The sequence below is a fragment of the Streptomyces rubiginosohelvolus genome, assembly GCF_014649875.1.
In the GTDB taxonomy this organism is placed as follows: domain Bacteria; phylum Actinomycetota; class Actinomycetes; order Streptomycetales; family Streptomycetaceae; genus Streptomyces; species Streptomyces rubiginosohelvolus.
Genome location: NZ_BMTW01000006.1, coordinates 228,676 through 253,074, shown reverse-complemented (window position 1 = coordinate 253,074; position 24,399 = coordinate 228,676). Strand labels below are relative to the sequence as shown.

The window sequence follows — 24,399 nt, the reverse complement described above, 5'->3', positions numbered from 1 at the left end:
TTGATTCCCCCCGGGCCGCGCGTTTTTAAGATCATTCTTCGGAGAACCTCCGGGAACTTCGGCGAACTCGCGCAGAACGGATCGATCGACCGGTGGAGCACCACATGACACTTCTGGATGTACTGCTGGACGCGGTCCGTGAAGCCCCCGGGCAGATCGTCGTACACGTCCGTGGCGACGGAAGCGAGCTGACGGTCACCCTGCGCGAGCTTCTGGAGGATTCCCTGCGGGTGGCCGGTGGCTTCCGGGAGGCGGGCGTCGCGCCCGGGACCTGTGTGCCGCTGCTCGCGGATCGCAGCGAGGACTTCCAGCCGATGTTCTGGGGTTCGGTGGCGGCCGGTCTCGTTCCCGTTCCGCTGGCCGCTGACACCCGTCGGGTCCTGCCGGTGTGGGAGCAGCTGGGGCGGCCGCCCCTCGTCGTGGACGCCTCGACCGCGATGCTGGCCGATGAGCTTCCCGACGGCGCACGTGCCCTGACCCTCGATGCCCTGCGCGCGGGGCCGCTGCTGCGGGAACCCGCACCCGGCGGGCGCGACGACGTCGCGTTCCTGCAGTTCTCCTCGGGAAGCACCGGTGCGCCCAAGGGGGTGGAGGTGACGCACCGTGCGGTGCTGGCCAATCTGGAGCAGATACGGGCCGCCTCCGCGCTGAGCGCCGACGACGTGGTGGTCAGCTGGATGCCGTACTTCCACGACATGGGGCTCATCGGTACGCATCTCGCTCCGCTGGCCGCCCGGGCCCGGCAGGTCAAAATCGGTCCACTGTCGTTCGCCAAGCGCCCCCGCCTGTGGTTCGAGGTGGCGGCCCGGCACCGGGCCACGGTGCTCTCCGCGGCCAACTTCGCCCTGGCCCTGGCCGAACGCCGCGTTCCCGACGACGTCCTGGCCCGGCTGGACCTCTCCGCCGTGCGGCTGCTCCTGGTCGGGGCGGAGCCGATCGCGCCCGCGGTGTGGCGTGCCTTCGCGGCCAAGACGCGGCCTGCGGGGCTGGATCCGGCGGCGGCCCAGCCCGTCTACGGCCTGGCGGAGGCGACGCTCGCGGTGACCTTCCCGCCGCCGGGCGAAGTGGCCGAGCCGCTGGTCCTGGACCGGGCGTCACTGAGCGACGGCGTGGCCGTGGACACCGAACCGGGCTACGACGCGGTCGAGTTGATGGACGTCGGGCAGCCGGTGGCCGGCTGCGCCGTGCGCATCGTCGATGACCGGGGCGATGTCCTCGGTGACCGGCGGGTCGGGCACATCATGGTGCGCGGTCCCCAATTGGCCCGTGGCTACCACGGCCTTCCCGGCGTGAGCGCGGAGACGTTCACCGACGGGTGGCTGCGCACCGGTGACCTCGGGTTCCTGCGGGACGGCCGGCTGTGCGTCACGGGCCGCCACAAGGACGTGCTGTTCCTCAACGGCCGTACCTTCCACGCCACGGACCTGGAGGAGGTCGCGGCCGCGACACCCGGGGCGCCTCCCGGCGCCCCGGCGGTGGTCGGTTCGACCGACCCGGTCACGGGTGCGGAGCGCGTCGTGGTGTTCGTCCCCTGGGCGCGGCCCCCTCGCGAGGCGACGGAGGTGCTCGAACACGTCGCGGCGCGGGTGCGCGAGGCGCTGCTCCATGACGACGTGCGGGTGCTGGCCCTGCCTCCGGGGGCGTTCCCCCGTACGACGAGTGGCAAGCTGCAGCGGCGACGGTTGCGGGAGCGATTCGAGGCGGGTGGGTTCGAAGCGGGTGGGTTCGAAGCGGGTGGGTTCGAGGCCCGCGTCTTCCGGGCTGATTCGTTCGGGACTGGTTCGTTCGCGACGGTACGGCCGGCGGCGGAGCCCCGGGCGGACGCCCCCCGCGCGGACGTCCCGCAGGTCGACGTGCCCCGGTCGCGGGCTCAGACCGTCGAGGCCGTCCGGAAGGTGTGGGCGCGCGTGCTGGACCGGACCGCCGAGTCGATCGGTGTGCACGAGCCGTTCGGGAGGCTCGGGGGAACCTCGCTCAAGGCGATGGAGGTCCTGGTGGCGCTGGAGGACGCCTTCGGAGTGACGCTGCCTCCGGCAGTCATCCGTGACCACGGCACGGTGGCCGCCCTCGCCGGTCACCTTCTGACGGTGGTGCCCGGTCCGGCGGTGTCCGCTCCCGGGGCAGCAAGGACCGGAGAAGAGGGGGAAGCCGTCGCAGCCGTCATCGGGATGGCGTGCCGGTTCCCCGGCGCCGACACCCCCGAGGACTTCTGGGACCTGCTCATCGACGGGCACGACGCCATCACCCCCGTACCGCACGGACGTTGGGACGACGACACCCGCGACCGTCAGGCCGCTCCCCCGAAGCGCTGGGCGGGGCTCCTCAAGGACCCGGCCGCCTTCGACGCCGACTACTTCGGTATCGGCGAGGACGAAGCGCGCGCGATCGACCCGCAGGCGCGGCTCTTCCTGGAACTCGCGCACGAGGCACTCGAACGCGCCGGGTACGCGGGGCCCCGTCGGCGCGGTCGCCGGGTCGGTGTGTTCGCGGCGGTCGGCGACAGCGGCTACCGCGAGGTCCTGGACCGGGCTTCGGCCGACGGCTCTCCGCTGCCGACCACGCTCACCGGCAATCTGCCCGCCCTGACAGCCGCCCGCGTCTCGCAGAGCCTCGACCTCGACGGTCCCGCCCTCGCCGTGGACACCGCCTGCTCGTCGGGTCTGGTGGCCCTGCATCTGGCCCGGCGCAGTCTGCTGGACGGCGAGTGCGACCTCGCCGTCGTCGGTGGGGTCAACCTCCACCTGACCGCGACCCCGCACCGGCTCCTGGAAGCGGCGCAGGCCCTGTCCCCCACCGGGCGCAGCCGCGCCTTCAGCGCCGACGCGGACGGCTTCGTCCCTGGTGAGGGCGGGGCGGCGATCGTCCTGACCCGTCTCGACGCGGCCCGGCTCGCGGACGACGAGGTGCTTGCGGTGGTCCGGGGGACGGCCGTCAACAACGACGGCCGGTCGATGAGCCTCATGGCGCCCAATCCGCTGCGGCAGCGCGAGGTCATCACCCGGGCGTACGAGGCGGCGGGCGTCGATCCCGCATCCGTGACCTATGTGGAGGCCCACGGGACGGGCACAGCCGTCGGCGACCCGATCGAGCTGCGGTCGCTGGCCCACGCGTTTCCCGAACGGCCCGACGGCGAGCTGCGGTTGCTCGGCTCGGTGAAGACGAACATCGGGCATCTGCTCAACGCCGCCGCGCTGCCCGCGCTGGTGAAGGTCGTGCTGGCGCTGGGCCACCGTCGGCTGCCGCCGTCGCTGCACCACACCCCGCCCGCGCCGGGCGTGGCCCCTGCGGGCTTCTCCGTGGTCGCCGAGGCTCGCGACTGGACGTCCGCCGGGCCCCTCGTCGCGGGGATCAACGCGTTCGGTTTCGGCGGCACCAACGCCCATGCCGTTCTCGAACAGGCCCCGACCCCGCCGTCGCCGACCGGGTCTGCCTCGTCATCGTCGTCGGCGGGTGCCGTACGTGAAGTCGCCGTCGAGGGGCCTCATTTGCTGACCCTTTCGGCGCAGAGTGCGGGTGCGCTCCGGGACGCGGTGGACCGGCTCGCCACGCATCTGGAAAGCCGTCCGGGACTGCGGGAGGGCGATGTCTGCCGTACCGCGAGCACCGCCTGGGACGAAGGGCCCCACCGGCTCGCCGTCATCGCCGACGGTGATCTACGGGATCGGCTCGCCGCCATCGCCGCCGAGACCGGCGGATCGGGTGGGCGGGCGGGGACGGGCGGAGCGGGCGGGCCCGCTGGGACAGGCGCAACCGGCTTGCCCGGCGCGAGCGTCGTCCGGTCCCGGCCGCGCGTCGTCTTCCTCTTTCCCGGACAGGGCGCCCAGTCCCCCGGCCAGGACCGGGCGCTGTACCGGACGGCGTCGGTGTTCCGGGACACGTTCGACGAGGCGTCCGCGCTCCTCGGCCCTGTCTGCGGGAGGTCTCTGCTGGACTGGGGGCTGGACCCGAAGGTGGATCCGGCCGCGCAGGCCATGACCGAGGTGGCCCAGCCGCTGCTCGTCGCGTCCGGGGTGGCGCTCGCCCGCCAGCTCCGTACCTGGGGTGTGGAGCCCGCAGCGGTCGCCGGGCACAGTGTCGGGGAGATCGCCGCCGCCTGTGTCAGCGGGGTGCTGACGCTCCGGGAGGCAGTACGGTTCGCGGCCGAACGCGGCCGTCTCATGGGTGCGTTCACCGAACCCGGTGCCATGCTCGCCGTTCGCGGGGGTGAGGATGCCGTCGCAGCGGCGGTGGCGCAGTCCGGTGGGGACCTCACCGTGGCCGCGTACAACGGTCCCGGACTCCAAGTCCTGTCCGGCACCGTCTCCGCCGTGGAACGCGCCGCCCTCGCCCTCGACGCCCAGGGGGTCCCCACGCGTCGTCTGCGAGTCTCGCGGGCCTTCCACTCACCGCTGATGCGGCCGGTGTCCGACCAACTCGCCGACGCGGCCCGTGCGCTGCCCCCGCAAGCCCCGTCGGTGCCCCTGATGAGCACGGTCACCGGCGCGTGGCAGCCGGTCCTCGACCCGGAGTACCTGCGCGACCACGCCGAACGCCCGGTGCTGTTCGGGGCGGCCGTGGAACGTCTGGCCCGGGAGGGGTACGACACCTTCGTGGAGGTCGGCCACGGGGCGACGTTGTCGGGTCCGGTCCGCGCGGCGACGGAGGCGTACGCGCCCGGTGAGTCCGGCGGCGGCGTCACGGTGATGAGCGCACTAACGGGACGTTCCGCCGGCCGCACTGAACCCGCACGGCTGCCTGATGACCGGTGCGGTGGACGCGGGGACCTTCTGGGGACCGTCGGCCGGCTCTGGTCGCTCGGCATGCCGCTGGACCGGACCGCGCTGGACGCGGGCCACCACCGCGTTCCCCTGCCCACCTACCCCTTCCAGCGCCGCCGCTACTGGGCCGATCCGCCCGCGCGTCCGCTCCTGCACGAGGTCCTGTGGGAGGACGACGCCCTGCCCGGAAAGGCGGCGAGGTCGGAGGAGTCGGCGAGGTCCGTGCGTTCGGTGCTGCTGACCGGACCCGACCCCGCGTCCGTCGATCGGCTCGCCTCACAGCTTGCCGCCGCAGGTGTACGTCGGTACGAAGCGGGTGACGCCGGGCGGCCGGATGCCGTGGTCCTGGTGGCCGGGCCTGCTCCCGTCCAGGACACCGGCGACGCGCTCGGCCGGGTCCACGACGCCGCGACGGCCGCCTTCGGCGAGGCCCTCGCACGGTTCGATGAATCGCACGCCAGCCGGCTCCTCGTGGTGACCGAGGACGTGCATGCCACAGGCACCGGACGGGAAAGGCCACGGCCCGCCCATGCCGTCCTCGGCGGACTCCTGATGGCGCTGCCTCAGGAGACTCCGCGTGCTGCGGCAACCGCCCTCGATCTCTGCTCGCTGGACACACCGTCCCAGCGTCTGACGGCCGTACTGGCCGAGCTGGGGTCCAGCGATACCCCGGGCAGCACGACCATCGTCGCCCGGCGGGCGGGACGACGGCTCACCCGCCGATTCGTACCGTCGGCGGCCGACGCCTCAGCACCCGCCGAGTCGACACGGTCTGCGCTGCCGCCCGACGGCACCTTCCTCATCACCGGGGGCGGCGGCGGAATCGGCGCCGCCCTCGCCCGGGACCTCGCGGGCCGGGGCCGGCCCACCCTCGTCCTCACCGGGCGCTCCCCCGGGCTTCCCGTGGGGCTGGCCGACGAGCTCCGTACGCTGGGCGCCACCGTCCATTACCGCGTGGCCGACGTCTCGGTGGAGCGGGATGTCGACGCGCTCCTCGCCGAACTGCCCGGCCTCGACGCCCTCTTCCACGCCGCGGGCGTCGTACGCCCCGGCACCCTGCGGAACAGGCGCCCGGAGGAGACGGCGGACGCCCTGGCCGCCAAGGCCCGGGGTACCCTGCTCCTCTCTCTGGCCCTGCGCCGGCACGGGCTCGACCCGGCGGTCCGCGTCGCCTTCTCCTCCGTGAGTGCCGTGCTGCCCGGACTGGCGGGCGCGCTGGGCGACTACGCCGGTGCCAACGCCTTCCTCGACGCGTTCGCCGCGTCGGAACGACACGCGGGCAGGCCCTGGCAGTCCGTGAACCTCGCCGCCCTGGCCGGTACGGGCATGGCGGCGACGCTCGGAACCGGGACGGGAGAGGGCTCCACCACCGTACGGAACTCCGGCGGGCGGCCCGTTGCTCTCGCTCCCGCGCTGGCGGCGCTCCGCATGGCCTGCGGCGTCGACGCGGCGCAGTTGCTGCTCGCTGATCTGACACCGCCTTCGGCTCCTGTGGCCCCGAATTCCCCGGAAGCCCGGGCTACGACAACAGAAGCCACGGAATCGGGATCGGCGGCCTCCGGCCGGACGCCCACCGAGGACAGCGGCACCGGCACGAACACCGCCGCGTTGCTGCGGCGCCTGCTCGCCTCCGCGCTGCGACTGCCCGCCACCGAGGTTCCGGACGACGAACCGTTCCTCGCTCTCGGCCTCGACTCGCTCGCCGCCGTCGACCTCGTCAGGCAGCTCGAACGGGAGCTGGGCACGACCCTGCCCGCCACTCTCTTCTTCGAGTACCGGACCGTCGCCGAACTGGCCGCGCACCTCGACAGCACACCCGCCAGCGTCGTCTCCCCCGCCCTCGCGCGAACGCCGGACCCCGTCCCGGACGGGTCCCCCTTCCCGCTCACCCCCGTCCAACTGGCCCTGCACACCAGCAGCCGGCTCCACCCGGACGTCCCGGCCCACGGTTTCGTCCGCCAGACCGTCCGGGGGCCCCTGGACACCCGGCTCCTGGGCCGGGCGCTCTCCGCGCTCGCCGACCGGCACACCATGCTGCGGATCCGCATCGAGAACACCGCCGGCACCAACAGCACTGAGGACGGGATCGGTTCCGCTGCACCGGCGCAGCACGTCGCGCCGCCCTCCGCCCTGTCCACCTGGTACGAGGTCCGCGAGCTGCCCGGTCGTATCGAAGAGCTCGAAACGGCCCTGTGCAACCGGCCGTTCGATCTCTCCGCCGAGTCTCCCCTGCGGGCGGTCCTCGCGCGGGAGAGCCCGGAGCTGTCCCATCTGGTGCTGGTGATCCACCACGCGGCCGGTGACGGATACAGCCTCAACGTCCTGGCCGGGGAACTCTGGTCGCTCTACACCGCCTTCGCCCACGGCGACGCACCGACACTGCCCGCGCTCGGCACCGACTTCGCGCGGTACGCGGCCGCTGCCGCCGAACAGCGGTCCTCCGCGGACGGCGCACGCGACCTCGCCGCCGACCGGCGGTACTGGACGGGCCGGCTGGCCTCCCGGGGCGAGCCGCTGCGCCTGCCGTACGACGGTGATCCGCGCGCCCTTCCCTCGGCCCCCCTGACCACGCATCAGAGCAGTCTCGACCCGGCGCTGACCGCCGCGTTGGAGAAGCGAGCAGCCGATCAGGGGGTGAGCCTGTTCCATCTGCTGCTCGCCGTGCACGTGCGCTGTCTGGCACGGTGGAGCGGGCAGCGGAAGATCGCGGTGAACGTCGCCCGCGCCCGCCGGGACGACCGGCTGGCGGGCCTGGACCGGCTTGTGGGACCGCTCGCCGACACGCTCCCCCTGCTGACTTCCACGGACCCGGACGAGCCCGTCGGAGCCCTGGCCGAACGGCTGGCGGCGATCTGGCTGGAGAGCGAGCAGCACGCCGGTCTCAGCGGCCTGGACCTGGCACGGCTGCTGCCGACGGACCCCGCCGGGTCCGGCCCCCGGACGGTCAGCCCGGCCGGCTTCAGCTTCTCGCGCTTCCCCGCCGCCCTCGACGAGCGGTGTCCGGTGAGCGTGCGGCCGACCGCCGCCGGCACCGCCACCGCCGCGACCCGGCTGAGCCTGCTGTGCTGGCAGGACGAGACCGTCCTGCGCTTCTCGTGGAACTTCCCCGTCCGGCTCTTCGCCCCGGAGACGGTAGCTCGGCTGGACCGTGAATTCCACGACGAGTTGGCCGCAACGGCGGCCGCCGCCGCGCCCCTCCCGGCCTCCGGGTCCGCCACGCTCGTACGCCGACTGGTCGAGCGGTTCCGGGCCACCCCGGACGCGGTCGCCGTCGACACCGGCGCCGCCACCCTGACGTACGGCGATCTCGACCGTGCCTCGGAGGCTCTCGCGGCCTCTCTCCGCGCCCACGGCGTCACCCCGGGCAGCCTCGTCGGGCTCCTCACCGAACCCGGCGCGGACACCGTCGTCGCCGTCGTCGCGGCCCTGCGCGCCGGGGCGGGCTGGGTTCCGCTGGACGCGGGGCACCCGACCGCGCGCCTGGTCGACCAGCTGACGCGCTCCGGGGCTCGTGCGGTGCTCTGTCACGCACCGACCCGCGCGGTGGGGGAAGCGCTCGGCGACGTGACCCTGGTGCCCGTCGACGTACCGCCGTCGCCGCTCTCACGGGACTTCGTGCGGCACGCGGAGGGGGCGCCCGCGCCCGGCACCCTGGTCGACGCAGACGGCATCGCGTACGTCATCTTCACCTCCGGGTCCACCGGCCGGCCCAAGGCCGTGCCCATCACCCACCGGTCCATGGAGAACTACCTCGACTGGGCCATCGACACCTTCGGCTACGACGAGCACGACCGGCTCGCCCAGACCGCGTCGCCCTGCTTCGACGCCTCCGTCCGCCAGCTCCTCGCCCCGCTGCTCGTCGGCGCCACCGTGGTCACGGTCGGCTGGGACCTGTTGCGCGATCCCGACCGGCTGCTGACCCACGTCGAACGCCGCCGGATCACCGTCTGGAGCTCCGTCCCCACGCTCTGGGAACAGCTCCTCAGCGCCTCCGAGGCACGGGTACGCACCGGCGCACCGCTGCCGGACCTGTCCGCGCTCCGGTGGGTCCATGTCGGCGGCGAAGCCCTGTCACCCGCGCACGTACGCCGCTGGTTCGACCTCTTCGGCGACGGTCAGCGCATCGCCAACCTGTACGGCCCCACCGAGGCCACCATCAACACGAGCTGCCACATCATCAGCGACCGGCCCGACGACCAGGTGCGGCGACTGCCCATCGGCCGCCCGGTGTCGGGCACGGAGGTGGAGGTCGTCGGACCCGACGGGGAGGCGCTCCGCTCCGGTGAGGCGGGCGAACTCCTCATCGCCGGAATCGGCCTGACCCCGGGGTACCTCGGCGAACCGGCCCTGACCGAGGCCGCGTTCACCGTTCGGCGCGGGCGGCGCTGGTACCGCAGCGGCGACCGGGTGCGGTGTTCGAAGGACGGCACCCTGGAGTTCCTCGGGCGGCTGGACGACCAGGTGAAGATCCGCGGCAACCGGGTCGAGCCGGGCGAGATCGAAGCGGTGCTCCAGACGCATCCCGATGTCACCCACGCCGTCGTTCTCGCCGAGGACGGACGCCTTTCCGCCTTCGTGACTCCTGGGCCCGGTTCGTCCGGAGCTTCCGGTTCGTCCGGAGTGGATGCCGTTGCCCTGCGGCGTCACCTTGCGGAGTCGCTGCCCGCGTACATGATTCCGTCCCGGATCACCCGTGTCGACACGATGCCGCTCACCGGCACGGGCAAGATCGACCGCCGTGCGCTGCCGGCCCTCGGAGTAGCGCCACCGCCTTCACCGTCCCGTACGGCAGCGACCCGTACCGCGCCGCGCACGCCGACCGAGATCCGGCTCGCCGCCATCTGGTCCGCGCTGCTCCAGGCCGACGACGTGTGCCGCGAGGACGACTTCTTCGTCCTGGGCGGTGACTCCCTGTTCGTATTGGAGGTGTTCGCCCGACTGGAGAAGCAGGGCGGGCCGCTCCCCCGGCCTACCGTCATCTACCGCAACCGCACACTCGCGGCCCTCGCCTCCGCCGTGGACGCGGCGGCAGCCGAGGCCTCCGACAACGCAGTTGATACCGCCGCCGGTGCCGCCTCCGACGCCGGGGCCCCCACGCCCTTCCCTCTCACCCCCACCCAACGGGGTTTCCTGCTGGCCGAAGCCATCGCACCGGGCACGACCTCGTCCTGGCTCTCTCGGTTCCGCCTTTACGGCCGCCTCGACACCGCCCGCTTCCAGAGCGCGGTGGACACGCTCGTCGGGCGCCACCCGATGCTGCGCACGGTCTTCCCCGCCGGGGCGCGCCCGGCCGTCCAGCAGGAGCTGCCGTCCTCGCTGCGCCTGCCGGTCGACTTCGAGACCCTCACCGACCCGGACCGGGTGGAGGAGCGCGTCGCCGCCGAGCGCGCGCGCCGTTTCGAGCCTTGGGCCTGGCCCCTGCTGCGCCTGCGGGTGCTCACCGTCGCTCCCCACGAGCACGTCCTGGTGGCGCACGCCCACCACATCATCGGTGACGGCTACAGCGCCGCGCTCCTGGTACGCGAGCTGATCACCGTGTACGACACCCTGTCCCGGGGTGACGTACCGGCTCAGGCGCCCTTGCGCAGCACCTTCCGCGACCACGCCGTCCGCCTCGCGGAACGTTCAGCCGCGCCTGCCGCACCCGCGGCGGCCCCGTCCCACGACGGCCGGTGGGCCCGGCTCAGCGCCCCCTACCGGCCACCCGTGCTCTCCGCCGGTACGGACACCAGCGATCGGTCGGACAACGCGACGAACCCGCTCTTCCACACCTACGGGTTCACGGTCGACGCCGACCAGGTGGAGGCGTTGCGCGGGCTCGCCGCGCGCGGCGGAACCACCCTCTACGCACCCGTTCTCACCGCCTACTACCGGGCGCTCGCGGCCACCACCGGCCGGGCGGATCTGGTGCTCGGTCTCGCCGTGAGCGGCCGGGACCACGCCCTGCCCGACGTGCACCGGGTGTTCGGCCCCTTCGCCACGGCTGTTCCGCTCCGGCCCGCGGGTCCGGCGTCGGGGCGGAGGGACGGTGCGGGGTTCGAGGACGATCTGCGGCGCCTCGCCGCGGAGGCCGCCGAGGCACGGACGTACGAGGGGGCCGTGCCTGCGCTTCCCAACGGGCTGCCCCTGGCCTCGCAGTTCTTCTTCACCTATCTGGACTTCTCCGCCCTGGGCCCGGAGAGCGGAGCGGGCCTGACGGTCAGCCGGGAGGACGGCGACAGCGTGTACACGCCGCCTCCGGCCGGTACGGATGTGTTCCTTTCCGCCGGTCCGGAGGGCGGGCGGCTGCGGGTCACCGTCCGCGCGGTCGCCACGGCGTTCACCCCGGAGGCGCTGGCTGCTTTCGCGGACGCGGTACGCGACGGTCTGGCGCACGCGGCGGCCTCCACCGTGCCCAGGACCGGCCCCGGGCGACTCGACGGAGCAGGTCGTCCCAGCCGGCTCGGCGAGCCGGACCTCACCGGCCGGGACGAGCCGGTGGACGCCGCGCTCGTCGGCTATCTGCCGTCCCCGGCCGACCTCGCCCGGCTGGCCGGTCTGCCGGAGGCGGCGTTGCCGCGCGAGGAGTTGCGGAGCCTGCTGTTCCCCGACGGGCGGCCGCGGCTCCTGGAGACTCTGCGTACGCCGCTGGGCCGTTCGGGCTTCGTGTGCGTCCCGCTGTTCGCGGACGAACTCGCCCCCGGAGACGCCCTGCTCGGGCACACCACGCGCGGGGTGGAGCTCGCCTCGGCCCTGGGGGCGCGGGCCGTGTCCCTGGCCGGAATGATCCCGTCTCTCACCGGTTACGGCTTCGACGTCCTGCGGGCCGTCGGGACGACGGACTCCGTCCCTGCCGTCACCACCGGTCACGCGGCGACCGTCGTGTCCGTCGTCAGGACCGTGCACGCCGCTCTCGACGCGACGGAGCAGGAACTGGGCTCCCTCACCGTCGCGTTCGTTGGGCTCGGCTCGATCGGCTCCTCCTCGCTGGAACTGCTGCTCACCCTGGCCGAGGAACCGCCCGCCCGGCTGCTGCTCTGTGACGTACCGGGCAGCGGGCCGCGTCTCAAGGAGCTGGCGGACAGTCTTCTGGAACGAGGCCTCGCCGAGGTCGTGGAGGTGGTCGAGTCGGATCAGGGGCTGCCCGACGCCGTGTACGGGGCCCGTCTGATCGTCGCGGCGGTCAGCGGGGGCGGCACACTTCTGGACATCGATGCTCTCGCCCCGGGTACGACGGTGGTCGACGACTCGTTCCCGCACTGCTTCGACACGTCGCGCGCCTTCGGGCGGATGGAACGGGCGAAGGACGTCCTGGTCGTCGGGGGCGGGCTGCTGAGCGCCGGGGCCGCCGAGCGTCAGGTGGCCGAGGGGCTGCCGGCCGCCGCGGTGGCCGGCTACCTGGCGCAGCCGATGGTGGCGGACGCGATCGCTTCCTGCCGGCTGGAGTCCTTGCTCCACGCCTCGGGTGCCGCGGTGCCGCTCGTCCACGGTCCGGTCGGCGCGGCCACCGGGCTCGCCTACTGGGAGGCGGCCGAGGCGGCGGGCATCCGGGCCGCGCCCCTGCACCTCCTCACCCGCACCATCGGCCCGGGGATGATCGAAGGCGTTGTCAGTGGTCGGGATTAAGTTCGTTGATGTCCCGCCGAGAGGGCGTGGACGTCCCCTTTCGCATGCATGGGAGTTGGCGCGTTGTCGGTCTGGGAGCAGTCGAGTACCGCGCGGGTGATGGCGCCCGCGCGCCCGCGGAAGCTGGCCAAGGTGCCGTTCGTCGAACTGGCCGACGGGCGGTTGCAGGGGGTCGTCTCCAGCGGGTCGGACATCGGGCGGGTCTATGTGTCGTCGGTGGCGGCGCGGACGTACGCGTTCGCGTGCAGCACCAACAACAACCGGCCCTGCGGCGGTGCGCGCGGCATGTTCTGCAAGCACATCCAGGCGCTCGTCGCCGAGGCGGTGCTGCAGTACGGCGCCGAGCGCGTCGCCCGCTATCTCGCGGTGGAGCCCCCGGACGGGGAGCCGGACGCGCAGTCCCTCACCGCCGCCATGACCGCGACGCGGCCGGTGAAGGACGACTCCTCGGCGGCCGCCCAGGTGTTCAGCCGGTTCCTGCGGCACCTCGCCTATCTCGAACTGGCACCGGTCACTTCGCCGCTGCCCGAGATGCAGTGGTTCCCGCCGACGCGGGCGGTGGCCTGATGCGCGGGGATCTGCTGGCCGATCCGGTCGAGGGGCTCGACGAGGCGCTCGCCGCCGTGGACGCGTTCGACGGGGCGCTGGTGGCCGGTCTGCTGCGGCCGGGGCCCGCGCAGGCGGCCGCGGTCGCCGGGCTCGCCGAGGCCGTCGCCGGGACGCCGTTGGCCGCACGGGTCGCGGAGGCGGCCGAGCGGGCGGCGGCCGGGGCCGCCGGGGAGGACCACTTCGTGGCGCTCGCCGCCGCGCGCGGTGCGCTGCTCGGTTCCGTGCACGACGCGTTGGCGCTGCGCATCGACGAGGCTGTCGGCAGGCCCGCTCCTGAGGAGGAGCCCTCTCCGGCCGTAGCCGGGGAGAAGTCGTCTCCGGCCGTCGCCGGGCCGGAACACGGGACGAACCTCCTCGCGGCGGCCCGCAGTTGGCTGTGCGACCTCGCGCGCAGCGGCTGGCGGGGCATCGATCACGAGCTCGTCGCCGGGGCCGCCCCGGTGGTCTCCGCGATGCTGACCGACCCGGAGCTGCGCCGCCGGGCGACGCTGCTCGACGGGTTCGCCGCCGAGCTCGCCGCCTCCTGCCCGGGCGTGACCCTGGAGCGCGTTCCGGTGCGCCGCTGGGCCGATCTGTGGTCGCGCGCCCTGCTGTTGACGGTGCCGGGCTCCACCGGGGAGCGGTCCGACGGCTCGGTGACGGGTCGGCTGCTGCCGCTCGGGGTTGATGTGCAGGAGCATGCGACAGCCGTTCAGGCCCAGGTCCATGCCGTGTTCGAGCCGGCGGACGGGGGTGCGCCCCGTCTGGTGCGTGCCGGGGTGTCGGCGCCGAAGCCCGACACGGTCGTCGGGGCGGGACTGTGGCAGTTGCTGCGTCCCCGGATGTCGTTGCTCGGTGCCGTGAGCGAGGGCCGCTCGATGGAGCTGGACGCCATGCCGGTGACCGCCGAAGGGGATCTGCTCTGGGACGACGAGCGGGCCCGTGCGGGTGAGCCGGCCGATCCCTTCGCCACGGCGCGGGTGAGGCTGTCCGCCGCGACGGCCGCCCGTGTCGCTCCGCTGGACCGGCATCCCGTGCGGATCGCCGTGCCGGTGCTGCTGGAGGGGTATGCCGCACGCAGCGAGGAGGGGCGGCTCGCGTTCGATCTCGCCGGGCAGCTCCTGGCCGTGGACACCGACCGGATACCTGCCGCCGGTCCGCTGACGCCCGAGGCGGTCGCCGCCTCCCACGCCTGCCTCGGGCTGCTGCGCTGGGATGCCGGGGCGTTCATCCTCCAGCCGCTCGCGGTCGAGACGACCGTGCGGAAGAAGACCGTCGCCGTGCACGCCGGGGCGTGGGCGGGCGGCACCACCGACAAGGCCGGTGTCCGGGCGGAGAAGGCCGCCACCGATGCCGTCGCCGTGCTGCGCGAGCGCGCGGGAAGGCTGTTGCGGAAATGACCGAGGACCTCACCGGGCAGTCGCCCGGCCCCGTCGCCGACCTGTCCCCTTCTGGCCCCGACCCGTACGAGAACCGCCGTCAGGTGCTGTACTGGCGGCTCCTGGCCCGTCTCCTCGACGGTGAGGAGCAGCCCGCCCTGGAGTCGGCGAGCCTGGGGGTGGTCGAGGACATCGGCCTGCCGTCCGCGCTGCTGGATCCCGGGACGTCGCTCGACTCGGTCGTGCAGCGCCATCCGGAGCTGGCCGCCGAGTTCGACGGGCTGATGGTGCCGGAGGACGCTGCGGACGGCTCCCGTGACTGGGCTGCGGAAGTACGGCGTGCCGCGCTGGTGTCGAAGGTGCTGCTGAATGTCTTCGCGACCGGTTCGAGCGCGGTGAGCGCCGAGCAGTTGGCGCGCTGGCAGTCCGATGCCGGGTGGCTGGAGCGTGCGCTGGGCTGTCCGCCGGGCGGGCTTCGCGGCGGGCGGGCGTCGGGCGCGGGCCTGGACGGCGGCGGTCTCGGGCCGGAGCTGGCGGCGATCGAGGCGGAGCTCGTGGGGCGGATGCGGTTGCGGGAGGTGCTGGCCGATCCGGCGCTGGCCGCGCGGCTGACGCCCAGTATGTCGCTGATCGAGCAGTTGCTGCGGGACAAGAACAACCTGTCGGGTGTGGCCCTGGCCAACGCGAAGTCCCTCATCCGGCGTTACGTCGACGAGGTCGCCGAGGTGCTGCGTACGCAGGTGGAGAAGGCCACCGTCGGCGAGCTGGACCGTTCGGTGCCGCCCAAGCGTGTCTTCCGCAATCTGGACCTGGACCGCACGATCTGGAAGAACCTGACCAACTGGAGTCCGGAGGAGGAGCGGCTGTATGTGGACCGCCTCTACTACCGGCACACGGTGCGCAGGACGACACCGCAGCGGTTGATCGTCGTGGTGGACCAGTCCGGTTCGATGGTCGACTCGATGGTGAACTGCACCATTCTCGCCTCGATCTTCGCCGGGCTGCCGAAGGTGGACGTCCATCTCATCGCCTACGACACCCGCTCGATCGATCTGACGCCGTGGGTGCACGACCCCTTCGACGTGTTGTTGCGCACCAATCTCGGCGGAGGGAACGACGGCCCCGTCGCGATGGCGATGGCGCGCCCGAAGATGGCCGAGCCGAAGAACACCGTCATGGTGTGGATCTCGGACTTCTACGAGTTCGACCGCTCCCAGCCGCTGTTCGAAGGCATCGAGGCCGTTCACCGCTCCGGGGTGAAGTTCATCCCCGTCGGCTCGGTGACCAGCTCCGGGCGGCAGGAGGTCAACCCGTGGTTCCGGGAGCGGTTCAAGGCCCTGGGCACACCCGTGGTCTCCGGGCACATCAACAAGCTCGTCCACGAACTCAAGACATTCCTCACCTGAGGCCCTGCGGGGTGTGACAGCCGCCCGTCATCCCGTGCGCTCCCCCGTCGTGTCTCTCTTTCCTTCTTTCACTTTCTCGCCTGTTCAGAAAGGCTTTCCGATGTCCGACGTGTTGCGTGCCCCCGCCGAGACCAAGTACGCCGAGGAGCTCGACTGGCTGGAGTCGATCGACGACAGCCCCAAGCCGTTCTCCTGGCGGCTCTCGCCGAAGATGGTCCGGCTGTTCATCCTGGGTTCCGAGCGCGCCGACGGCCTCGACCGGGAGATCTCGCAGAAGTGGTTCGGCGACCGGAGCTTCGTCGAGCGCTCGATCGTCACCCTCGCCTCCGACCGGGGTCTGCTGCTCATAGGGGACCCCGGCACCGGGAAGAGCTGGCTGGCCGAGCTGCTGTCCGCCGCGATCTCGCGCAACTCCACGCTGGTGGTGCAGGGAACGGCCGGGACGACCGAGGACCACATCAAGTACGCGTGGAACGTGTCCATGGTCATCGCCAAGGGACAGTCGCGTGAGTCGATGATCCCGTCGCCGATCATGACCGCGATGGAGACGGGTGCCATCGGCCGTTTCGAGGAACTGACCCGTTCCACCAGCGATGTCCAGGACGCGCTGATCTCGATCCTCTCGGAGAAGTACATCTCCGTCCCCGAGTTGCAGAGCGACGGCACGGACGCGGGCGACAACATCGTCTTCGCGAAGCCCGGTTTCTCGATCATCGCGACCGCCAACAGCCGCGACCGGGGCGTGAACGACCTGTCGTCCGCGCTGAAGCGCCGCTTCAACTTCGTGCGCATCCCGGTCGTGACGAACAAGAAGAGCGAGGCGGAGATCGTCCGGTTCCGCACCGAGGAACTGCTGCGCCGTCACGCGATCGACCTGGACGTGCCGCCGACGCTCCTCGACGTCCTGCTCCAGAGCTTCGCCGATCTGCGGGCGTCGGCAGCGGCGGCGGGCAGCGACGACGAGAAGCTGGAGTCCTCGCTGTCGACGGCGGAGCAGATCGGTGTGCTGGAGGACGCCGTCCTGCACAGCAACTTCTTCGGCGAACGCACGCTGACCGCCCGGGCCCTCGCCTCCTCGCTCGTCGGCTCCCTCGCCCGGCGCGACCCCGAGGACCTGGCCATCTTCAACAAGTACCTGCACGGTGTCGTCGAGCCGCGCAGCAAGCAGGAGGGCGGCTCCTGGCCGGAGTTCCTGGACGGCGGCCGCGACACGATCGCCACGCTGTCATGACCGGGTCCCCCACGAACGGTCCCGGCCGGACACCCTCCACGAACGGATCCGCAGGGCCGTCCGCGAACAGCCCCGGGCAGGCGTCCTTCACTGCGCTGCGCGAGCAGCTGCACGAGGCCGCGACCTCCTTCGCCGACGGGCCCGGCGCCCTGGAGGGCATCCTCCTGGGCATGGTCGACGACGTCGACCGGGCGGTGCGCGAGCCGCTGGAGATCTTCCCGGTCTGCCATCACTCGCCCGCCTCCGCGCTCGCCATGGCCCGCCGGCTGCGCGAGAAGCAGCCCAAGGTCGTGTACCTGGAGCTGTGCGAGGACATGGCGCCGCTCCTGGACGAGCTGCGCAACTGCCGCCTGCCGGTAGCGGTCCAGGCCTTCGCGAGCGACGTCGACGGTTTCCCCGCGGAATGGGCGCCGCTGTCGGTCGTCGCCCCGATCACCGAGGCGTCCGCCGAGTACCAGGCCATCGCGTACGCGCTGGACACCCCGGGCGTCGAGCTGGTCCTCGTCGACCGGTCCTCGGACCATGTCTTCCAGTGGGACAGCCGCCACGGCGAGCGCACCCCGCAGGAGCCTTCCGCTCCGGCGGACGGGGTGCCGGAGCCCGAAGCCGCGCTGCACGGCGAGGCGGTCGGCGTGGAGATCGGCGACCTGCGGCCCCGCTTCGCCGAGCTGGAGGAGCACCTGCTGCGCCACGGCAAGGTGCGGCACTGGTCGGAGTGGTGGCACCAGTACGTCGAGGTGCCGCTCGGCGACAGCGATCACGACGCCTACCGCCAGGTGATGTTCCTCGTCGGCAGTCTGTTCCGGCGGCTCGCTCCCGGCGACGGGGACCGGGTCCGGGTGGACGAGGACCGTGAGCGGTACATGTGGACCCGGATCCGCGAGCATCTGGCGGCCGGCGGGGCGGACCCGGAGGACTGCCTCTACGTGTGCGGCGCCTTCCACGCGGCCAGCCGCGTCGAGGAGTTCGGGGTGGCGGGCAGCGGACCGTTCACCATCTCCCCCCGGTCCGCCACCACCTGGCAGCACGGGCTGATCCCGTCCAGCCACGCGGCGATCGAGGCGCAGTTCGGGCTGGCCCCCGGGTCGGTGTCGATCGCCGCGACGCAGTGGGCGAAGAACCTGAAGCGCACCCGGGTGCAGCCCTACCGGCTGACCGGGCAGGACGGCGCGAAGAAACCCCGCGCGACGAAGAAGGCCGCACCCGCCGTCGCCGCTCCCCCGCCGGAGGCGGCCGAGGACCGGCTCTCCGGGTTCCTGCGGCGGCCGCCGGTCCTCGACACGCTGGACGAGGCCGAGTTGCTGGGCTGGTCGGTGGACATCGTGCGCGCCGCACGGCGCAGCGGCTATCTGGCGTCGACCGCCGACGCCATCGCGGTGTTCGAGACGTCGATCCTGCTCGCCGGGATGCGGGACCGGGCCAAGCCCACCCCGTACGACTTCCAGGACGCGGCGATCACCTGCATCGAGAAGGACGCGGTGCCGGGCCGGCGCGATGTGCGGCGGCTCGTCGAGATCATGATGGGCGGCGACCGGATCGGCCGGGTCGGTTACGACGCGCTGCCGCCGCTGGCCCGTGATGTGCACGACCGGCTCGCCCCGCTGGAGTTGAAACTCCAGCAGCGGGGTGTGCAGCGAGCGCTGCTGGACATGAACTCCCGCCCCGAGCTGGGTGCGTGCTCGGACGTGCTGTGGATGCTGCGCCGGCTGATGCCGCACGGCGCGGCCCGGCCGATCATGGGTGAGCGGAAGCTCGGAGAACGGTCGATCCAGGAGTCGTGGGACCTGGCGCTGGGCACCCATCAGCGGGCGCTCATCGAGCTCGGGTACGAGGGCGTGAGCATCGAGCAGGTCCTCGAACAGCGGCTGCGCCGCGATGCGTACGGGCCGCGGGCGACGACGGCGGGCGTCCTCGCCGCCGTCGAGGACGCGACGCTGTATCTCGGCGGCCGTCGGCTCGCCGATGAGCTGGGCGCCCGCGCCCTGGAGGTTCTCGCCGCCGAGCGCGCGGTGGACGGGGCCCCGGAGGTGCTGCGCCGGGTGCGGGGGCTGCTGGCGTACTACCGGACCGCCGAGCCGGTGCTGCCGCCGTGGGTGGAGTCGTTCGTCAAGGCCGGTTACGCGCACTACTGCACCTTGCTGCCGACGGCGTTCACCGACGAGGACGCAACTGTGGGGCAGGTGGCGGCGATGCTGGGCTTCCTGTTCAGCATGGAGAGCCTCGCGCTGTCCCTGGGCTGCGACCGGGCCCAGCTGGAGCTGGCCGTCGCCCAGTCCCGCCCCACGGACCCGGAGCGGACGGCGCTTCTGTGGGCGGCACAGGTGCAGCTCGGCGCCCTGTCGCGGGCCGAGCTGCGGGAGCGCTGCGGTGAGCTGCTGGCCAACCCGATGGTGGTGCCCGCCTATCCGCGCTATCTGAGCGGCTTCGTGCATGCGTTGGTGCCGGTGCCGGGGCTGGCGGACGTGGTGGTGGAGGCCGTGTCCAACGCGTTCGGGCGGCTGCCGGACCCGGTTCTGCTGCCGTGGCTGCCGAGCCTGATCACGACCCTGCGCGCCGGGGCCGCGGATCTGGCCCCGCTGTTGATCCGGGAGGCGGGGCGCGTCTTCCCGGCTCGGCTCGCGGCGCTGGACGCGTGGGTGCCGCCGTGGCGGGAGGCGCCGGAGGAGGGTGCGCCGGGCGGCGACCGGATGCGGGCGGCCGGTGGCGGGGGCCGTGCCGCAGCCCTGCTCTTCGCGCACCCGGGGACGCTCGACGCGGTCGCGGAGCTGCTGGGCTGCGACGGCGCGTGGGCCGCTGCCGACGAGGGTCCGGCGGACCCGGCCGGCGCTGTACTGACAGCCCGTCACCCGGATACCGCGATCGCGTGGGAGTCGCTGCTCACGGGCGCGTGAGGGTGGTGCGCGGTGCCGGGGCGGTCGCAACCGTCCCGGCACAGGCCCGTCCGCCGCCCGGGCTCGGAGCCGTACCGTCGGCCCCTCCGAGCCCGGCACCGGCCCGTCCGCCCCTCAGAGCCCGATGCCGCCCGTGGCGTCGATGCTCTGGCCCGTGACCCAGCGGGAGTCCTCCGAGGCGAGGAAGGCCACGACGTCGGCGATGTCGGCCGGCTGGCCCATGCGGCCGAACACGGAGTGCGCGGCCAGCACCGCTGCGGCCTCGGGCGTCTCGCGTCGCCGGGCGTTCATGTCGGTCTCCACGAAACCGGGCACCACGGTGTTCGCCGTGATGTCGCGCTCCGCAACTTCCTTTGCCACCGCAAGCGTCAGCGTCTCCAGCGCCCCCTTGGTCATGGCGTAGGTGACGGACTCGGGAAAAGACCGGTGGGCGGCGGCCGACGAAATATTGATGATCCGGCCTCGGTCCCGCATCAGGGTCAAACCCTGCTGGATGAGGAAGAGCGGCGCTTTCACGTTCACCGCGAACAGGCGGTCGAAAACCTCTGGCGAGGCGTCACTTATGCGCCCCGATCCGCTCACACCGGCATTGTTGACCAGAATATCCAGCACCGGATCTTCTCCCCGGTCAGCCATTCCGGCGCCGAACGCCTCGTACAGGACTTCGACGTCTCCCGGAACCCCCAGCAGGGAACCCACCGCGAAAGCCTGTCCGCCCGTATTCGCGATCTCCTCGACCACTTCCTGCGCCACATCTCCCCGCACGCCGTAGTGAACGGCGACCAGGGCCCCGTCGCGCGCAAGTCGCCGGGCAATCGCCCGACCGATGCCGCGGCTGGCACCCGTGACCAACGCGACCTTTCCCGTCAGCGAACCCATAAATCGTTCCCCCTAGCTCGGCCCTTCCGCAGATATCGCGAAACGCATTCACTCTACCCATCGGCCGCGGCGGAATGCGCGACCGCGAAGTGGCGCACACCCCACCCTCGACTGTGGCACCCCGGCGGCGACCGATCCCGGTCGGGGTCCCGTAGGCGGGGGCGGGGCGCCGCGCCTGACGTACGAACCTGACGCCCCTTCTGCTTGATATTGCTCGAAACGCTTGCCTAATATGCAGCTTCGAGCATCGATCGCCGCGAACAGGGAGCACAGATGACGCACGTGGCTCAGGAGCTGGCCAGCCAGCCCGACTGCTGGCAGGTGGCCGCCGGTATGGCGGACGGGCTGGCCCACCGGCTTCCGGCGGCGGGCGAGCGCATCGCCGTGGTCGGCTGCGGGACCTCGTACTTCATGGCCCAGGCCTACGCTGCCCTCCGGGAGGGCAGCGGCCAGGGTGAGACCGACGCCTTCGCCGCGTCCGAGTTCCCGGCCGGGCGCCCCTACGACCGGGTCGTGGCCCTGAGCCGCTCCGGCACCACGACGGAGGTGCTCGGGCTCCTCGGCCGGATCGGTAATACGACCCGCCGCACGGTGGTCATCGGCGACCCCGACACCCCGATGGCCGCCATGGCCGACGACACGATCGTGCTCGAGTTCGCCGACGAGAAGTCCGTCGTGCAGACCCGCTTCGCGACCTCGGCGCTGACCCTGCTCCGCGCCCATCTGGGTCTGCACAGCGACGCGGTCGTCGAGGACGCCCAGGTCGCGCTGGCCGAGCCGCTGCCCGCCGGTCTGGTGGAGTGCAGCCAGTTCACCTTCCTCGGGCAGGGGTGGAGCGTAGGGCTCGCCAACGAGGCGGCGCTGAAGATGCGCGAGGCGGCGCTCGCCTGGACCGAGGCGTACCCGGCGATGGAGTACCGGCACGGCCCGATCAGCATCTCCACCCGCTCCACTGCGACCTGGATGCTCGGTGAGGCCCCGTCGGGGCTGATGGACGAGGTGCACGCGACCGGCGCCCGCTGGGTGGCCGGGGGCCTCGACCCGCTGGCGGAGCTGGTCCGGGTGCAGCGACTGGCGCTGGCCATCGCGAACGCGCGGGGCCTGGACCCGGACCGGCCGCGCCACCTCACCCGCTCGGTCATCCTCAGCACCACGGCCTGACGGCAGCGGCACGGCCTGACCCATCGGGCCCCGCCCCTTCCCCGCCGATCGGTCCTCAGTCCCTCAGCCTCATCCCGGAGTCACCATGCCCCTCGCCGCCACCGGCGATCTGATCGCCGAGGCCGCCGCACAGCACCGTGCGGTCGCCGCCTTCAACGTCATCACCCTGGAACACGCGGAAGCCATCGCCGAGGGCGCGGAGGCGGCGGGGTCGCCGGTGATCCTGCAGATCAGTGAGAACGCGGTCGCCTATCACCGGGGCCGGCCGCGGCCGATCGCGCGCGCCGCGGCGGAGGTGGCGGACCAGGCGGCCGTCCCCGTCTCCCTGCACCTCGACCATGTGCAGTCGACGGAGCTACTGCACCGGGCGGCCGACTGCGGTTTCAGTTCGGCGATGTTCGACGCCGCACGGCTGCCGTACACGGAGAATCTCGCGGCCACGCGCGCCGCCGTCGTCTGGGCGCACGAGCGGGGCCTGTGGCTGGAGGCCGAGCTCGGGCAGGTCGGCGGCAAGAACGGGGAGCCGCCGCTGAACGCCCATGCGCCCGGGGCGCGTACGGACCCCGAGGAGGCGCGGTCGTTCGTCGCGGCCACCGGGGTCGACGCGCTGGCCGTGGCGGTCGGCACCTCGCACGCCATGACCTCGCGGGACGCCGTCATCGACCACGAGCTGCTGGGCGGGCTGCGTGCGGCGGTGCCGGTTCCGCTGGTGCTGCACGGTTCGTCCGGGGCCTCCGACGAGGAGCTGGCCCGCGCCGTGGCGGGTGGGATCCGCAAGGTGAACATCGGGACCGCGCTGAACATCGCGATGACCGGGGCGATACGGGAACGGCTGGCCCAGGACGACCGGGGCGTGGACCCGCGCCGGTATCTCGCGGACGGCCGGGACGCGATGGCCCGGACGGTGACCCGGTTGATGGCGGTGCTCGCCCCGGGGCGGGCGCACGCCGCGTAAGGACCAGGACGCCGGTGGCCGGCGGGCAGCGCGCCCGTCGGCCACCGGCGTCTTCACGTCACCCCGGCTCCTCCGGCCCCCATTCCCGTAGCAGGGCCGTGAGGTCAGTCCGTACCCGCCGCCCCGGGGCCGGCGCGATCGGCGCCGCCGAGGGCACGGCCAGCACCCTGCAGCCCGCCGCCTCCGCCGCGGCCACCCCGGTGGGGCTGTCCTCGACCGCCAGGCAGGCCTCGGGCGGAAGCCCCAGCCGCGCGGCCGCCTTCAGGTAGGGGTCCGGGAAGGGCTTGGAGCGGTCGCTCTCGCCGTCCGCCACCGTCGTACGGAACGCCTCGCCGCCCACCGTACGCAGGACCGTGTCCACCACGCGGCGCGGCGAGGCCGACACCAGAGCCGCGGGCAGGCCCTCCCTCTCCAGCCGGTCCAGCAGGGCGCGCGCTCCGGGCCGCAGTTCCACGCCCGTTTCGACGGCGGCGAGGAACGTGTCCTCCAGTTCGGTCTCCAGCCCGGCGACGGTGGTGGGCTCCGGGCACAGCTCTGCGAGGCCGACGGCGGTGTCGGCGCAGGTGCGGCCGAGGACCGAGGCGCCCTCCTCCTCGGTGAGGTGGTGGCCGTGGGCGGCCGCGACGGCACGGGCCGCCTCCAGCCAGAGGGGCTCGGTGTCGACGAGGGTGCCGTCCATGTCGAAAAGGACACCGCGCGGCACGGTGGGCACCTCGCGGCCGTCGAGCGTCCAGTGCGAGTCGGGCGTACGGTCCAGGGCCGCGTACACCTGGGCGGCGACGTCCTCATGCCGGACCGGGCGGGCGGGGCGGGCCCCGGCGGTGATGTCCGGCCCCGCGCAGGCGAGCCAGGCGGTGCGTTCGGCCGGGCTGCCGCCGCCGTGGCCGCCCTCGTCCCGGTGCCCGTGGTCGGTGACGACGAGGACGGTCCATGCCTCGTTCCCGTAACCGGGCCGGGCGCCCAGGGCGGCGAGGAGGTCGCCCAGGCGGCGGTCGGCGGCCTGGACCGATGACTCGTACGCGTCGCCGCAGCCGAGGTGGTGGGCGGTCTCGTCGGGGGCGCCGAGGTAGACGAAGGACGCCTCGGGATCCTCATGGGTGAGGACGGCCACCGCGTCGCGCACGGTCGAGGCGTCGGCCTCCTCCCAGGCGGCCGGGGTGTCGGCGGCCGGTGCGTGGTGGGTGAGCCGGGTGGGGCGGCGGAGCATCGGACCGCCGTCGGCGACGGTGACCAGAGGTTCCCAGGCGGCCGCGACATAGGTGCGGCGGCCGTCCTGGCGGGCCAGGCGGGTGGCGAAGTCCGGGAAGACGCCGAGGCGGTGGCCGCTGAAGTCGTTGCTCCACACGGCGTGCTTGGTGACGCGGACGCCGGTGACGACGGTGGCCCAGCACGGGCCCGACATGGTGGGGGTGTCCTCCCCCACGGTCACCGGGGCCAGGAACCCGGCGTCGGCGACCGCGTCGAGGTACGGGGTGGGCACCCGGTGCAGGGTGTCGAGGCGCACTCCGTCGATGCCGACGACGAGCACGCGGCGGGCACGGGACATG

General features: G+C 73.1%; 10 protein-coding genes. 8 read left to right on the top strand and 2 right to left on the bottom strand.

Features of this window, described 5'->3' with window-relative positions:
* The first annotated feature begins 92 nt into the window (after nt 1–92).
* The 6 genes from IE134_RS16920 to IE134_RS16895 all read left to right on the top strand — a co-directional run bounded on the left by IE134_RS16920 (nt 93) and on the right by IE134_RS16895 (nt 19,857).
* Nucleotides 93–12,362, top strand: a complete 12,270-nt coding sequence (locus tag IE134_RS16920) for a non-ribosomal peptide synthetase/type I polyketide synthase (RefSeq protein ID WP_189430926.1) — start codon at nt 93–95, stop codon at nt 12,360–12,362.
* 48 nt (nt 12,363–12,410) lie between these two features.
* The gene (locus IE134_RS16915) at nt 12,411–12,929 is read left to right on the top strand and encodes a hypothetical protein (protein WP_030717829.1); all 519 of its coding nucleotides are present in this window, start codon (nt 12,411–12,413) and stop codon (nt 12,927–12,929) included.
* Nucleotides 12,899–14,350: a hypothetical protein gene (locus IE134_RS16910; RefSeq protein WP_030717825.1), complete on the top strand. Its 1,452-nt coding sequence runs from the start codon at nt 12,899–12,901 to the stop codon at nt 14,348–14,350. The genes IE134_RS16915 and IE134_RS16910 overlap by 31 nt, the downstream gene beginning before the upstream one ends.
* Nucleotides 14,347–15,735 carry a VWA domain-containing protein gene (locus tag IE134_RS16905; RefSeq protein WP_189430925.1) on the top strand — a complete coding sequence of 463 codons (1,389 nt, stop codon included), beginning with the start codon at nt 14,347–14,349 and terminating at the stop codon, nt 15,733–15,735. Before IE134_RS16910 ends, IE134_RS16905 begins: the two co-directional genes overlap by 4 nt.
* A gap of 100 nt (nt 15,736–15,835) precedes the next feature.
* Nucleotides 15,836–16,966: an ATP-binding protein gene (locus tag IE134_RS16900; RefSeq protein ID WP_030717819.1), complete on the top strand. Its 1,131-nt coding sequence runs from the start codon at nt 15,836–15,838 to the stop codon at nt 16,964–16,966.
* Complete coding sequence (locus IE134_RS16895) at nt 16,963–19,857, top strand: DUF5682 family protein (RefSeq protein WP_229823611.1); 2,895 nt, start codon at nt 16,963–16,965, stop codon at nt 19,855–19,857. The genes IE134_RS16900 and IE134_RS16895 overlap by 4 nt, the downstream gene beginning before the upstream one ends.
* A 114-nt stretch (nt 19,858–19,971) precedes the next feature.
* On the opposite strand, the gene IE134_RS16890 is transcribed toward IE134_RS16895, so the two are convergent.
* On the bottom strand, nt 19,972–20,736 hold the full coding sequence (locus IE134_RS16890; protein WP_097986337.1) for an SDR family oxidoreductase: 765 nt from the start codon (nt 20,734–20,736) through the stop codon (nt 19,972–19,974).
* A gap of 273 nt (nt 20,737–21,009) precedes the next feature.
* Here IE134_RS16890 and IE134_RS16885 point away from each other — a divergent pair, with 273 nt between their 5' ends.
* Both IE134_RS16885 and IE134_RS16880 read left to right on the top strand, forming a co-directional pair.
* Nucleotides 21,010–21,897, top strand: a complete 888-nt coding sequence (locus IE134_RS16885; RefSeq protein WP_030717810.1) for an SIS domain-containing protein — start codon at nt 21,010–21,012, stop codon at nt 21,895–21,897.
* Between the two features lie 85 nt (nt 21,898–21,982).
* Complete coding sequence (locus IE134_RS16880; protein ID WP_030717807.1) at nt 21,983–22,852, top strand: class II fructose-bisphosphate aldolase; 870 nt, start codon at nt 21,983–21,985, stop codon at nt 22,850–22,852.
* A 58-nt stretch (nt 22,853–22,910) separates the two neighbouring features.
* Here IE134_RS16880 and IE134_RS16875 read toward each other — a convergent pair whose 3' ends face one another.
* Nucleotides 22,911–24,398: an HAD-IA family hydrolase gene (locus IE134_RS16875; protein WP_189430923.1), complete on the bottom strand. Its 1,488-nt coding sequence runs from the start codon at nt 24,396–24,398 to the stop codon at nt 22,911–22,913.
* Nucleotide 24,399: the final 1 nt, after the last annotated feature.

Bases quoted from the DNA above. Each gene is read 5' to 3' on its own strand.
- IE134_RS16890 (WP_097986337.1), bottom strand. From the start codon at position 20,736: ATGGGTTCGCTGACGGGAAAGGTCGCGTTGGTCACGGGTGCCAGCCGC.
- IE134_RS16895 (WP_229823611.1), top strand. From the start codon at position 16,963: ATGACCGGGTCCCCCACGAACGGTCCCGGCCGGACACCCTCCACGAAC.
- IE134_RS16880 (WP_030717807.1), top strand. From the start codon at position 21,983: ATGCCCCTCGCCGCCACCGGCGATCTGATCGCCGAGGCCGCCGCACAG.
- IE134_RS16875 (WP_189430923.1), bottom strand. From the start codon at position 24,398: ATGTCCCGTGCCCGCCGCGTGCTCGTCGTCGGCATCGACGGAGTGCGC.
- IE134_RS16905 (WP_189430925.1), top strand. From the start codon at position 14,347: ATGACCGAGGACCTCACCGGGCAGTCGCCCGGCCCCGTCGCCGACCTG.
- IE134_RS16885 (WP_030717810.1), top strand. From the start codon at position 21,010: ATGACGCACGTGGCTCAGGAGCTGGCCAGCCAGCCCGACTGCTGGCAG.
- IE134_RS16915 (WP_030717829.1), top strand. From the start codon at position 12,411: ATGGGAGTTGGCGCGTTGTCGGTCTGGGAGCAGTCGAGTACCGCGCGG.
- IE134_RS16900 (WP_030717819.1), top strand. From the start codon at position 15,836: ATGTCCGACGTGTTGCGTGCCCCCGCCGAGACCAAGTACGCCGAGGAG.